At 38.5% G+C, this 13,696-nt stretch carries 11 protein-coding genes and 1 other annotated feature; of the genes, 9 read left to right on the top strand and 2 right to left on the bottom strand.

The window, feature by feature from the left end; all coding sequences use genetic code 11:
* Positions 1 to 389: 389 nt before the first annotated feature.
* Positions 390 to 875, bottom strand: a complete 486-nt coding sequence (locus RGU12_RS16600) for a LiaI-LiaF-like domain-containing protein (RefSeq protein WP_309537050.1) — start codon at positions 873 to 875, stop codon at positions 390 to 392.
* 247 nt (positions 876 to 1,122) lie between these two features.
* Between RGU12_RS16600 and hemA the strand changes: the two genes are divergently transcribed.
* The 8 genes from hemA (at position 1,123) to ysxE (ending at position 9,956) form a co-directional block, all read left to right on the top strand.
* A complete protein-coding gene (hemA, locus tag RGU12_RS16595) occupies positions 1,123 to 2,481 on the top strand; it encodes a glutamyl-tRNA reductase (RefSeq protein ID WP_309537049.1) in 1,359 nt (452 codons plus the stop codon).
* A gap of 16 nt (positions 2,482 to 2,497) precedes the next feature.
* A complete protein-coding gene (locus tag RGU12_RS16590; protein ID WP_309537048.1) occupies positions 2,498 to 3,331 on the top strand; it encodes a cytochrome C assembly family protein in 834 nt (277 codons plus the stop codon).
* A gap of 15 nt (positions 3,332 to 3,346) precedes the next feature.
* A complete protein-coding gene (hemC, locus tag RGU12_RS16585; RefSeq protein ID WP_309537047.1) occupies positions 3,347 to 4,279 on the top strand; it encodes a hydroxymethylbilane synthase in 933 nt (310 codons plus the stop codon).
* On the top strand, positions 4,279 to 5,079 hold the full coding sequence (locus RGU12_RS16580; protein WP_309537046.1) for a uroporphyrinogen-III synthase: 801 nt from the start codon (positions 4,279 to 4,281) through the stop codon (positions 5,077 to 5,079). Before hemC ends, RGU12_RS16580 begins: the two co-directional genes overlap by 1 nt.
* 2 nt (positions 5,080 to 5,081) lie before the next feature.
* Complete coding sequence (hemB, locus tag RGU12_RS16575) at positions 5,082 to 6,062, top strand: porphobilinogen synthase (RefSeq protein WP_309537045.1); 981 nt, start codon at positions 5,082 to 5,084, stop codon at positions 6,060 to 6,062.
* 73 nt (positions 6,063 to 6,135) lie between these two features.
* Entirely contained in the window at positions 6,136 to 7,425 is a 1,290-nt protein-coding gene (hemL, locus tag RGU12_RS16570) for a glutamate-1-semialdehyde 2,1-aminomutase (protein WP_309537044.1), read from the top strand.
* A gap of 194 nt (positions 7,426 to 7,619) precedes the next feature.
* Positions 7,620 to 8,828, top strand: coding sequence for a stage VI sporulation protein D (gene spoVID, locus RGU12_RS16565; RefSeq protein ID WP_309537043.1), 1,209 nt, complete (start codon positions 7,620 to 7,622; stop codon positions 8,826 to 8,828).
* Between the two features lie 87 nt (positions 8,829 to 8,915).
* Entirely contained in the window at positions 8,916 to 9,956 is a 1,041-nt protein-coding gene (gene ysxE, locus RGU12_RS16560) for a spore coat protein YsxE (protein WP_309537042.1), read from the top strand.
* A gap of 13 nt (positions 9,957 to 9,969) precedes the next feature.
* Here the strand turns inward: ysxE and RGU12_RS16555 are convergent, their stop codons facing one another.
* Complete coding sequence (locus RGU12_RS16555; RefSeq protein ID WP_116351656.1) at positions 9,970 to 10,164, bottom strand: YszA family small membrane protein; 195 nt, start codon at positions 10,162 to 10,164, stop codon at positions 9,970 to 9,972.
* Positions 10,165 to 10,504: 340 nt separating this feature from the next.
* Positions 10,505 to 10,846 (top strand) — a binding site (T-box leader).
* 172 nt (positions 10,847 to 11,018) lie between these two features.
* Here RGU12_RS16555 and RGU12_RS16550 point away from each other — a divergent pair.
* Entirely contained in the window at positions 11,019 to 13,661 is a 2,643-nt protein-coding gene (locus tag RGU12_RS16550; RefSeq protein ID WP_309537041.1) for a valine--tRNA ligase, read from the top strand.
* Positions 13,662 to 13,696: the final 35 nt, after the last annotated feature.

The following is a 13,696-nucleotide window of genomic DNA, read 5'->3' as shown; positions in this document are numbered from 1 at the left end:
TGAAATAGCCATTAAAAAGTTAAAAAGTATTATTGACACTTAGGTGCACCCTCCGGTAATTGGAGCGTATGGCACGAGATCCTCGAAAATGCTAGCATTTTCTTCGTGAGGTGTAGTTTCAAGGAAGCATTCTCAACGTCCTGCGGGAATAGCGAGCCAAGCGAGACCCCGCAGGAGTGATTAATGTTCGAAGCCTAAGAGCGCCACGTCCTGTGGCAACGGCTTCGTGACCTACAACGTGTAGGCCTGAGGAGTCTTGCAGATCGCCCGCGGAAAGCGAGTGCCAGAAGCGGAAATCACCCTAGTTCTAATTTACTTAAAACAGCCTAAATGTCATAGAAACACCCACGAATTTTCACCTTCGTGGGTATGATTGATTTTGGTATAATTTACTTTTTCTTAATGAATAATAAATAAAAGCCGATCCCGACAAGAAGAAGGGGCCAATAGTCTAAAATGAAAGAAAAACTGCCCTCTAAAAATCCTAGCCAACTTAAAAATCGGCCATAATTGAGAAACAACAGTGAAACAAATAACAGAACGATACTATGGAATAGTCCATTTTTTGTCTTTAAATAGGTAAACAGCATTCCAAGTCCGACAATGAACAATAAAGTACCTGGCTGTTTTGGCCAAAAGCTAAGTTGATTGATCCCATGGAAATGTAATCCAAAACCAACTAGAATGACACCAGGTAGAATACTACTTGGGTTGTTTTCGACAGATGCTTGCACGAGAAAAGCGATCCCAACAAGGATGACGAGTGTTTGCCACGAATAGAAGTTAGTAAATACTGGTATACCCAATTGTTGAAGCAAAAGATAGCATCCAATTCCAACAAGGATAATACCAGAAAAAAGATTATTTTTTTTCATATAGTCCCCCATGCCAGTTACTTGATTTGACCATGCTTTTTTGTTATGGTAACGATTGAAGTCAAAACGACTTATTTATTAGTATAAGCGCATTTATTAGTTCATTTTATTATAAATTCATCTTAGCATAGGTTGTCAAAAACTGTTCACACATTTTTCGACAATCGTTCACATCATACATGGTATAATAGTAGTAGTTTTTTGGAACGAAATCTATTTTATTATTTAAAAGTTGGGGTGAGAGATTATGCATACAATTATGGTCGGACTAAACTATAGAACAGCCCCTGTCGAAATACGTGAAAAATTGACCTTTGATTCAGAGAGCATTGTACAAGCAATGAAAGAATTAAAAGGGAAAAAGAGTATTTTAGAAAATATCATTGTTTCAACATGTAACCGGACAGAAATATATGCTGTTGTCGACCAACTGCATACAGGACGTTATTATATAAAAGATTTCCTTTCAAAGTGGTTTGGAATTGATAAAGAAGAATTTGCACCATATTTGAATATCTTTGAAGAAGAAGGTGCCGTTGAACATCTTTTTCATGTTACATGTGGGTTGAATTCGATGGTAGTTGGTGAAACGCAAATTCTTGGACAAGTACGTTCAAGCTTTCTTTCTGCACAAGAATTAGGGACATCAGGAACTGTATTTAACCACCTTTTTAAGCAATCCATTACATTAGCAAAACGTGCCCATTCCGAAACGGAAATTGGTTCAAACGCTGTTTCAGTAAGTTATGCTGCCGTTGAGCTAGCGAAGAAAATTTTTGGTGATCTTTCGAATAAAAATGTCCTCATCTTAGGTGCTGGGAAAATGGGCGAATTAGCTGTTCAAAACTTACACGGATCTGGTGTGGGAAAAGTAACAGTTATGAATCGTACCTTTGAAAAAGCACAAATCCTTGCTGACAAGTTCCAAGGGGAAGCAAAAGCTATCGAGGAACTTCAATGTGCCTTAATTGATGCAGACATCATGATTAGTTCTACTGGTGCAAAAGGCTATGTTGTCACGAAGGATATGATGCAAGATATCGAGCGAATGAGAAAGGGTCGTCCTTTATTTATGGTTGATATTGCTGTACCAAGGGACTTAGATCCGGGACTTGCCGATTTAGAAAGCGTCTTTTTGTATGATATCGATGATTTAGAAGGAATCGTTGAAGCTAATCTTCAGGAACGGAAAGTAGCTGCTGAAGAAATTGAACTCATGATTGAAAATGAAATCATTGAATTCAAGAATTGGTTAAATACTTTAGGTGTAGTTCCTGTCATTTCAGCGTTACGTAATAAGGCATTAGCCATTCAGGCCGAAACAATGGAGAGTATTGAACGTAAAATGCCTAATCTAACTGAACGCGAGCGAAAAGTTTTGAACAAACATACGAAAAGTATTATTAATCAGCTATTGCGTGATCCTATTTTACAAGCGAAGGAACTTGCTGCACAGCCAAACGCAGATGAATCTCTATCATTATTTATGAAGATTTTCGATATTGAGGAAGCAGTTGTTTCAGAGTATGGGATGCAAAAGGAAAAGGAACAGATTGATTCAAACAGGGTAGCAGCCAATAGACAGCAGCCTTCTCTTCAGTCATAATGAGAGGAAAATCGATATGGTAGAGATGAACGTAACGAGATTACATGAGTTTACTGTAATTCTCTATGCCTTAAGTGTCCTACTTTATTTTATAGACTTTCTTCATAATAACCGGAAGGTAAACAAATTTGCCTTCTGGTTACTTGCATTTGTATGGATCATTCAATCGATTTTTCTCTTGACACGAATGCTGAATACAGGTAGGTTGCCGATATTGTCCATGTTTGAAGGACTCTATTTTTATGCTTGGGTATTGATTACACTCTCATTAATTTTAAACAAGTTTTTAAGAGTAGACTTCATTGTGTTTTTTACAAATTTATTAGGGTTTTTCATCATGGCTTTACATACATTTGCTCCAGGGCAACATGGATCAAGTGCGGTAGAAACGCAGCTTATTTCAGAGTTACTCATGATTCATATCACGATGGCGATCCTTTCATATGGGGCTTTTTCGTTATCGTTTGTTTTTTCCGTTCTTTATTTACTTCAGTATAATTTATTAAAACAAAAAAAGTGGGGGAAACGATTACTCCGACTCGATGATTTATCGAAGCTTGACCATATGTCCTATGTATTGAATCTAATTGGGGTGCCTATGCTTTTATTAGCGCTTATATTAGGAGTGCTATGGGCTTATATCAAGGTTGAGAATTTTTATTTTTACGATGCAAAAGTGTTAGGTTCCTTTTTTGTTTTAGTTATCTACTTAGTGTACCTTTATAAAAGGGTTGTCCAAAAGCTCCAAGGAAAAACAATTGCCTACTGGAATATAGGAGCATTTTTATTTTTACTTGTAAATTTCTTTTTATTTGGAAGTTTATCGAATTTCCATTTTTGGCTTACATAGATAGGAGGAGTATGTATGAGAAAAATTATTGTTGGCTCTCGAAGAAGTAAATTGGCGATTACACAAACAAACTGGGTAATCCAGCAGCTTAAAAATTTGGGTGTTCCCAATGAGTTTGAGGTAAAGGAAATCGTTACAAAAGGTGATAAAATTCTTGATGTTACGCTATCCAAGGTTGGTGGAAAAGGCCTTTTCGTGAAGGAAATTGAACAAGCTTTATATGATAAGGAAATTGATATGGCTGTTCACAGTATGAAGGATATGCCTGCTGAGCTTCCAGCAGGACTTATCATAGGTTGTGTACCAAAGCGTGAAGATCACCGTGATGTCATCATCTCAAAAGGGGATGTATCCTTCGATAATCTTCCTAGTGGGGCAATTGTTGGAACAAGCAGCTTACGAAGAAGTGCTCAGCTTCTTGCAAAAAGAGATGATATTGAAATTAAATGGATTCGAGGAAACATCGATACAAGACTTTCCAAGCTAGAAAATGAAGACTATGATGCAATCGTTTTAGCTGCTGCAGGCTTAAAGCGTATGGGATGGTCTGATGAAGTCGTATCGGAATTTGTGGAACCAGAGGTTTGTTTACCGGCAGTTGGTCAAGGTGCTCTTGCTATTGAGTGCCGCGAAGATGATACTGAAATATTACTTGCATTATCAAAATTAAACGATGAATATACGCAAAATACAGTAGCTGCAGAGCGTGCTTTTCTTCATAAAATGGAAGGTGGCTGCCAGATTCCAATTGCTGCTTATGCAACGATGTCAGATGATAGAGAAATTGCGTTAACAGCTTTGGTTGGTTCACCTGATGGGAAAACCATTTACAAAGAACAGGTTTATGGGAAAAATCCAATTGAAGTTGGAAATGAAGCAGCGAAAAAATTATCAGACCTTGGTGCAAAAGAATTAATTGACCAAGTAAAAGAGGAGCTTAATAAGTAATGGAAGGCACACAACCTCTGTTTGGAAAAACGATTTTAAATACAAGAGGTAAAAGTGCGGCTGCTGAGTTTTCGAAGAAAATCTTGGCAGCAGGTGGAACTCCAATTGAAATACCATTACTAACGTTCCAAAAACCAAATGACACAACTTTAATTGAAGATACAATAAAGAATTTACACATGTATGAGTGGTTAATTTTTACGAGTAAGAATGGTGTTGATTTCTTTTTTGATTTTTATGATCAAGTTGTGGAAAAAGTAACGAAGAATATTCCAATGCCCAAAATAGCTGTAGTCGGTACAAAAACCGAGAAGGCTTTGTTGGCAAAAGGCTATAGACCAGAGATTGTACCTGATGAATTTATCGCAGAAGGTTTGTTTGATAGTTTAAGACCTCATGTGATGAAAGGTGTCCGCTTTTTACTAGCTCGTGGGAATTTATCACGTTCTTATTTAGTGGATGAAATAACAAGACACGGTGCTGTGGCAACAGATTTAATTGTCTATGAGACAACTGGAGATTCTCGTGATAAGGAACATTTAATCACGCTTTTAAAAGAAAAACAAATTGATATTATCACCTTCACAAGTCCATCTACAGTGAAGCAATTCTATAAAATAGTGGAACAAACGGATTGGGATGAATGGACTAAAGATGTACTATTCGCTTGCATCGGACCGGAAACAAAGAAAGCGGCGGATCATTTACATATCCCAATTCATATTTGCCCTAAGAATTACACAACTGACCATTTACTCACGGAAATTATCAATTTTTTACAAGCACAAGGAGGAGAATAAAGATGGAGAAATTACAATTTGCTAGACATCGAAGATTACGTCAATCAGCAAACATGAGAGCTTTAGTCCGTGAAACACACCTACATACAGATGATTTAATTTACCCATTATTCGTTGTGGAAGGAGAAAATAAAAAAGTTGAAGTTTCCTCAATGCCGGGTGTTTATAATATTTCATTAGATTTACTCCAACAAGAACTTGATGAAATTGTAGAATTAGGTATTAAATCAGTCATTTTATTTGGTGTACCTAATGATAAAGATGAGGTAGGTACAGGAGCTTATCATAATCACGGTATTGTTCAAGAGGCAACTCGATTAATAAAAGAAAAGCACCCAGAATTAATTGTAATTGCTGATACTTGCCTATGTGAATATACATCACATGGCCACTGTGGAGTGATTGAGAACGGAGAAATACTAAATGACCCGTCGTTAGAATTATTAGCAAAAACAGCCGTAAGTCAGGCAAAAGCGGGTGCAGACATTATTGCACCATCTAACATGATGGACGGATTTGTGACAGCGATACGTCACGGTCTGGATGAAGCAGGCTTTGAAAATGTGCCAATCATGTCCTATGCGGTTAAGTACTCATCTGCCTTTTATGGTCCATTTCGTGATGCAGCCGGGAGTGCTCCTTCTTTTGGTGACCGCAAAACCTATCAAATGGATTATGCCAACCGCTTAGAAGCATTACGTGAAGCTGAATCAGATATTGAAGAAGGTGCAGATTTCCTTATTGTAAAGCCAGCATTGTCATACTTAGATATCGTTCGCGATGTTAAAAATCATTTTAATGCACCGGTAGTTGCTTATAACGTGAGTGGAGAATATTCAATGATTAAAGCAGCAGCTCAAAATGGTTGGATTAATGAAAAAGAAATTGTCATGGAAATGCTAATTGGAATGAAACGTGCAGGAGCGGATTTGATCATTACGTATCACTCAAAAGATGTAGCACGTTGGTTAAAAGAAAATTAACGAATGAAGTGTAGTGTCTGTCCCTCTTTAACGCGGCGGGGCAGGCCCCATTACAAGAAAGGGGTTAATGAAGATGAGAAGTTATGAAAAGTCAAAAGCAGCATTTTCGGAAAGCATACACCTAATGCCGGGTGGAGTAAATAGTCCAGTACGTGCTTTCAAATCCGTAAATATGGATCCTATCTTCATGGAGCGCGGGAAGGGCTCTAAAATATATGATATCGATGGAAATGAATACATAGATTACGTACTATCATGGGGACCGCTTATTCACGGTCATGCAAATGATCAAGTGGTCGAAGCCCTTAAAAAAGCAACAGAAATGGGAACAAGCTTTGGCGCTCCGACATTATCTGAAAATAAGCTTGCTAAACTTGTAATTGAAAGGGTTCCATCCATTGAAATCGTTCGTATGGTAAACTCCGGAACAGAAGCGACTATGAGTGCGTTACGTTTAGCACGAGGTTATACAGGCCGTAATAAGATCTTGAAATTTGAAGGCTGTTATCACGGTCATGGTGACTCATTATTAATAAAAGCAGGCTCTGGTGTTGCAACTCTAGGTTTACCTGATAGTCCAGGTGTACCTGAGGGTATTGCTAAAAATACCATTACAGTGCCTTATAATGATTTAGAAGCAGTAAAATATGCATTTGAACAGTTTGGTGAAGATATTGCTGGCGTAATAGTGGAGCCAGTAGCAGGAAACATGGGGGTTGTTCCTCCACAGCCTGGATTCCTTGAAGGACTTCGTGAAATTACAACAAAGTATGGAACATTGTTAATTTTTGATGAGGTTATGACAGGATTCCGTGTGGATTATCATTGTGCTCAAGGCTATTTTGGTGTTACACCTGATATTACTTGTCTAGGTAAAGTAATCGGTGGTGGTCTACCTGTAGGTGCATATGGTGGCCGTGCAGACATTATGGAAAAAATCGCACCAGCTGGACCGATTTATCAAGCAGGAACACTTTCTGGTAATCCACTAGCGATGACTGCAGGCTATGAGACTTTATCACAGTTAAAACCTGAAGACTATACAGAATTTAAAAAGAAAGCTGATCGACTGGAAGAAGGGCTTACACAAGCAGCAGAAAAATATGATATCCCACATTGTATTAATCGTGCGGGTTCAATGATTGGATTCTTCTTTACAAATGAAAAGGTCATTAACTATGATATTGCTAAAACGTCTAATTTAGAGTATTTTGCAACGTATTATCGTGAAATGGCAAATGAAGGAGTATTTTTACCACCATCTCAATTTGAAGGGATTTTCCTTTCTACGGCTCATTCTGAAGAAGATATCGAAAAGACAATTCAAGCGGCTGAAAAAGCATTTTTAAAAATTAAAGGCTAACTTTATCGTACCGGGTTTGACCCCGGCTCCATAAAGTTAAAGACATATGGCAGACTCAGATAAAATCAACTGGGTCTGCCTTTTTATTTCGAACAACTTCTTGAAGAACTTATCATAAATCCCTTGGAACTATCATAAAAATTGTAATGTCATAATAAATCTGTTTAGAAGGAGACTGAAAGGAGGAGTAGTTGATGTCATCTGAAAACTTACGATTTTCAGTAGAGGAATCAGTCTGGTTTCAAAAGGGACAGGAAGTCTCTGAGCTCATCTCAATATCACTTGACCCTGATATTGTCATTCAAGAGCATGACCAATATGTGTCCATTCGCGGTGCACTACAGCTAACAGGTGAATATCGAATAGATGAAAACAATGCGGAAGAGGGAGAACGTGACTTTGCCTCAGTTCGACTGGTAAACGAGGTTATTACTCGTGAGGATGGGATTAGTGAACTAAACCATCGCTTCCCTGTCGACATTACCATTCCACAAGACCGTGTTCAAAGCTTAGATGATGTGTATGTTTTAATTGAGACATTTGACTATGAAATTCCAAAGCGTGGTTGTTTACAGATCGTTGCTGATTTAGCCATAAGTGGTATCCAAGGGGTTACTCAAGCATCTAAAGAGGAAGCTTCCCTCGAGGCGATCATCCACGAAGAACAAACTCCTGTTGCGGTTGAACAACCCGCTGAAGAAGAGTTAGAGTTTGTTAGAAGTAGTTTATTTGATGATGAAGAAGAAACTCAAGTCGTTGCAGAAATAAACGACGAGGACGAAGAAGTTCATGTGGCTGCTAAGGTAACAAATGAAGCGCAGGAAGAGGTAGTGCTACAAAACGAAAAGGAAGTAGTGCTACATAGTGAGGTAGAGGAACAGGATGTTATTGTTACAAGGGAACAGCAGGAAGATGAAGCGGAAGCTGACCTTTTTGTTCCTTTTGAGGTAGAAGCCAGAAAAGAAGTTTATCAGGAACAACACGAGGAACTTGATGTTGTTGAAGCAATCGAAGAAGAAGAGATTCAAGCCGTATTAACACCTACAATCGAAGTGAAAGCTAGACATGATAATCAATTAAGCTTTGGTTCTGATCAACCGAATAAGAAAAGCTCCACAGCCGTCCAGGAAAAAGAAGTAGTTCAAGAGCATAGAGAGGGCAAAACAGAAGAAAATGTAAAACGAAGTGAAAATGATTTATTATTAACCAAAATATTTGGTAGAGATGAAGTGGATGACCATACGACGATGAAAATCTGTATTGTTCAGCATGGAGATTCATTGGAAAAAATTGCTCAGCGTTATGAAATAAGTGTGCAACAATTAGTCCGGGTGAATTCACTAAATACTGATTCCGTTTCTGAAGGACAGTTATTATATATCCCTGTCCAGGCGAATACGTAAAGATGATAGGGTGGGGAGAAAAACCTCGCCCTGTTTTCTTGATATGTGGACTTTATAATATTGCTAGGAAAGAGAGTGGTTGGCCCAATGAATAAAAACGATATAAGTAGTATCGGGCCCATCGTAAATAAATATAATTTAAAGCCCTTATCCCTTGAACAATTCGGGAAAGTCACAAGAGTCGTTACAGACAAGGGCATTTATGCTCTTAAATCTATTTCACACAAAATCAATCCAACCTTCCCCACTTTCCTTCAACAATTATTTCAACAGGGTTACACAAGGGCTGTCCCCATTTACCCTACCGTCGAAGGAAAATACCTTGTATATCATAACCAAAAATTCCATTACCTGATGCCATGGTTGAAAAGCCAAACACTCGAGCACCGTGATGATCATTACCTTGCCTTTTTTAAAGAAATTGCAAGGATTCATCTAACAACGGTAAGTAAACAACCAATTAATGATGAAAATGAGATTACAGGACACTATGAAACAATCATCAAAAAGTGGGAAGAGCGAAACCAATTTCTTGAAAGGTTTGTTGTAGAAGCAGAGGCAAAATGGTACATGTCCCCCTTTGAACTACAATTCTGTACGTATTTTTATGAAACAAGTCTTGCTTCATCATTTGCAAGGACCCAACTCGGAAAATGGCAGGAATTAATGAAAGAGAGGAAGTCATTTCGTAACGCGTTAACGCTAAATAATCTTTCAGAATCCCATTTTTTATATGATGATAGCGGAAAAGGGTATCTATCAAATTTTGAAAAGGCTGGCTATGCTAGTCCAACAAATGATTTAGTGTGTCTCTATTACCGCATCTTAAAAACATATCCAATATTATGTACGGATTGTCTAGAGTGGTTTGAAGCCTATCAAAGCCGGTTTCCTTTACGGGAAGAGGAATTTTATCTTTTTTTAAGTCATTTAACATATCCAGAACCGATTTATCGATGTGTGCGCAATTATACGGATCATAAACAAAAGAGATCCGAGCGGGAGCATGTCCAAGTTTTACAAAGAGCTTATTGGCTCACGAAAAACATTGAATTCGTTTCCGTGAAACTTCTTGAGGCAGAACAAAAAAGAAAAGAGCAGGGAGAAGAAGAATCCCATACGGAATAATGTATGGGATTTTCTAAACCCAATCTAACTGAATGCATACTACAAGGAAAATTAAGATGGCTAAAAAAAATACATCTATCGTGGTTGGAATAAAAATCGTCCGAACAGCTTGAACAACTGTAATCGGAATTATAAATTGTGCACAAAAATCCCTAGTTTGACGCAACCAATGAGGATACGAATATTTTCTAAAACGACGTCCTTTCATGCTGATCTCTCCCTTCAAATATCCTATAATTAAACTATGCTTGGATAAACAGAATAGTTCCAATCAGACAAATTTGTAACAAAAAGCAACAAAGTGAATAAAGTATAAAAATCTTGGCTACCCTTATTGACAATACCTATTGAAATTCACGAATATTAGTAGTAGAATCTTAAGGTAACTAAAATAAAAGTTTTAAAGTCGACGAATCAGAAACGAGAAGGTCAAGGAAGGATAGTCTTGAGGACCGGAGCGTATGTATTTAATACGCGAGGACCGGAGAGACCGAGTGACGCAGAGATTCGAAGTTTATCATTTGGCGACTTTTAAACATCATTATTGCTTACATACGATGAGAGGGAAGAGTACATCGGATACCCCTTCAGAGAGAGAAATCAGTAGCTGTGAGATTTCTTAGGAACGTTACGATGGAAGGTCGCCCTTAAGTAGCTTTTATGAAATATGAGTAGTAAAAGCCGGTGAAAAGCCGTTATCTTTTCTTGAGAGCATAGATACGTTGCCTTTATACAAAGAATAAAGGCAAAGCCTCCGGCGGATGCCTTGATTTTCTAAAGGAAACTTTTCGAGCAAGCTCGAAAAAAATCGGGCACAAATATGCCAAGGCGCATTTGATAGTATCTATGAAAAAAGGTGGTACCGCGAATACACTCCATTCGTCCTTTTATGAGGATGAGTGGAGTTTTTTATTTATTCAGCTAAAGCTGAATAAATAAGCCTCCGGCGGATGCCACAGATTTTTAAATGAAACTTTTCGAGCAAGCTCGAAAAAATCTGGGCGGCAAATACGCCAAGGCGCATTTGATTGAATTTGTAAATTGTTTAAGGAGGAACTTCTTATGGAAGGTAATGAAAAAACATTGTCAACAAAGTATGACCCGCAATCAATTGAAGCGGGACGCTATCAATATTGGTTGGATGGTAAATTTTTTGAAGCAAAAGATGATGCTTCGAAAAAACCATATACAATTGTCATTCCACCACCGAACGTTACAGGGAAGTTACACCTGGGGCATGCGTGGGATACAACCCTACAGGATATACTTACACGCATAAAAAGAATGCAAGGCTATGATGTTTTATGGCTACCTGGAATGGACCATGCAGGTATCGCGACTCAAGCTAAAGTGGAAGCCAAGCTACGTGAGGAAGGGAAAACTCGCTATGATTTAGGGCGAGAAAAATTCGTAGAGGAAACGTGGAAGTGGAAGGAAGAATATGCGAGTCATATACGTGAACAATGGTCTAAGCTAGGACTTGGTTTAGACTACTCAAGAGAACGATTTACCCTTGATGAAGGACTATCAAAAGCAGTTCGTGAAGTGTTCGTTACCTTGTATAAAAAAGGTCTTATTTATCGTGGTGAATACATTATCAACTGGGACCCTGCAACAAAAACGGCCCTATCTGATATCGAGGTTATTTATAAAGATGTTCAAGGTGCATTTTACCACATGCGCTATCCTTTAGCAGATGGTAGCGGATCGATTGAAATTGCAACAACACGCCCTGAAACCATGCTTGGCGATACTGCCATTGCGGTTCATCCAGAGGATGAGCGCTTTAAACATCTGATCGGCAAAACTGTTATTCTTCCAATCGTAGGAAGGGAAATTCCGATTGTTGGTGATGATTATGTTGATATGGAATTTGGCTCTGGTGCGGTAAAAATCACACCTGCCCATGACCCAAATGACTTCGAAGTTGGCAATCGTCACAATCTCGAACGCGTTCTTGTCATGAATGAAGACGGAACGATGAATGCGAATGCTGGTAAATACCAAGGTATGGACCGCTTTGAATGCAGAAAGCAAATTGTGAAGGACCTTCAAGAAGAAGGGGTACTCTTCAAAATTGAAGACCATCTTCATTCAGTAGGACATAGTGAGCGAAGTGGGGCAGTGGTTGAACCGTATTTGTCCACACAATGGTTTGTAAAAATGCAGCCATTAGCGGATGAAGCGATAAAGCTTCAAAGTCAGGAAGATAAGGTCCACTTTGTTCCAGAACGTTTTGAAAAGACGTATCTCCACTGGATGGAGAATATTCGTGATTGGTGTATTTCGCGTCAATTATGGTGGGGGCATAGAATCCCTGCTTGGTACCATAAAGAAACAGGTGAAGTATATGTTGATCATGAACCGCCAGCAGATATCGACAACTGGGAACAGGACAAAGACGTATTAGACACATGGTTTAGTTCTGCATTATGGCCATTTTCAACAATGGGCTGGCCAGATGAGGATGCAGCAGATTTTAAACGTTACTACCCAACTGCTGCTCTTGTAACGGGATACGATATCATATTCTTCTGGGTATCAAGAATGATATTCCAAGGTCTTGAGTTTACAGGAAAACGTCCATTTAAGGATGTTCTGATTCACGGTCTAGTACGTGATGCAGAAGGTCGAAAAATGAGTAAGTCACTAGGAAATGGTGTTGACCCAATGGATGTCATTGCTAAATACGGTGCCGATTCATTACGATATTTCTTATCAACTGGAAGTTCACCGGGGCAAGACTTACGCTTTAGCATGGAAAAAGTTGAAGCCACTTGGAACTTTGCGAATAAGATTTGGAATGCATCACGTTTTGCATTAATGAACATGGGTGATTTAAAGTTTGAAGACATCGACTTTAGCGGTGAAAAATCAGTTGCCGATAAGTGGATTTTAACTCGCCTAAACGAAACAATCGCATCCGTAACAAATCTTGCTGATAAATACGAATTCGGTGAAGTAGGAAGAGTGTTATACAACTTCATTTGGGATGACTTCTGTGATTGGTATATTGAAATGGCAAAGCTTCCTTTATACGGTGAAGATGAGCAATCAAAGAAGACAACAAGATCAATTCTTGCATACGTATTAGACAATACAATGAGATTGCTACATCCATTCATGCCGTTTATTACCGAGGAAATATGGCAGAATCTGCCGCATAATGGCGAATCCATTACTGTTTCAAAATGGCCAGAAGTTAACGAGCAACTATCAGATGATCAAGCAGCGCAGGAAATGCGACTATTAGTAGATATTATCCGCTCTGTTCGTAACATCCGTGCAGAGGTGAATACACCAATGAGCAAGCAGATCAAGTTACACATTAAAGCAAAGGATGAAACTGTTCTATCTCAACTAGAAAAGAATCGTTCATATCTAGAGAGATTCTGTAATCCTAGTGAACTTGTACTTGCAACCGACATTACTTCACCTGAAAAGTCAATGACGTCTGTTGTCACTGGTGCGGAATTATTCCTTCCACTTGAAGGACTTATCAACATCGATGAAGAAATAAAGCGACTAGAGAAAGAACTAGATAAGCTTGATAAAGAGGTTGAACGCGTTCAGAAAAAACTCGGCAATGAAGGTTTTGTAAAGAAAGCACCTCAAAAAGTAATCGATGAAGAACGAGCAAAAGAAAAAGACTATCTCGAAAAACGCGAAACAGTTCGTGAGCGCATTGCAGAATTAAGAGGCTAAATGAATAAAAGGCGAATCTGTCATAGATTCGTCTT

The sequence above is a fragment of the Ferdinandcohnia sp. QZ13 genome (assembly GCF_031324165.1).
In the GTDB taxonomy this organism is placed as follows: Bacteria; Bacillota; Bacilli; order Bacillales; family Bacillaceae_L; genus Ferdinandcohnia.
Note: the sequence above shows the minus strand (reverse complement) of the source record. Positions and strands in the feature narration are given on the sequence as shown.

Coding starts and splice junctions, on each gene's coding strand:
- RGU12_RS16600 (WP_309537050.1), bottom strand. CDS start 875: ATGAAAAAAAATAATCTTTTTTCTGGTATTATCCTTGTTGGAATTGGA.
- hemA (WP_309537049.1), top strand. CDS start 1,123: ATGCATACAATTATGGTCGGACTAAACTATAGAACAGCCCCTGTCGAA.
- RGU12_RS16590 (WP_309537048.1), top strand. CDS start 2,498: ATGGTAGAGATGAACGTAACGAGATTACATGAGTTTACTGTAATTCTC.
- hemC (WP_309537047.1), top strand. CDS start 3,347: ATGAGAAAAATTATTGTTGGCTCTCGAAGAAGTAAATTGGCGATTACA.
- RGU12_RS16580 (WP_309537046.1), top strand. CDS start 4,279: ATGGAAGGCACACAACCTCTGTTTGGAAAAACGATTTTAAATACAAGA.
- hemB (WP_309537045.1), top strand. CDS start 5,082: ATGGAGAAATTACAATTTGCTAGACATCGAAGATTACGTCAATCAGCA.
- hemL (WP_309537044.1), top strand. CDS start 6,136: ATGAGAAGTTATGAAAAGTCAAAAGCAGCATTTTCGGAAAGCATACAC.
- spoVID (WP_309537043.1), top strand. CDS start 7,620: ATGTCATCTGAAAACTTACGATTTTCAGTAGAGGAATCAGTCTGGTTT.
- ysxE (WP_309537042.1), top strand. CDS start 8,916: ATGAATAAAAACGATATAAGTAGTATCGGGCCCATCGTAAATAAATAT.
- RGU12_RS16555 (WP_116351656.1), bottom strand. CDS start 10,164: ATGAAAGGACGTCGTTTTAGAAAATATTCGTATCCTCATTGGTTGCGT.
- RGU12_RS16550 (WP_309537041.1), top strand. CDS start 11,019: ATGGAAGGTAATGAAAAAACATTGTCAACAAAGTATGACCCGCAATCA.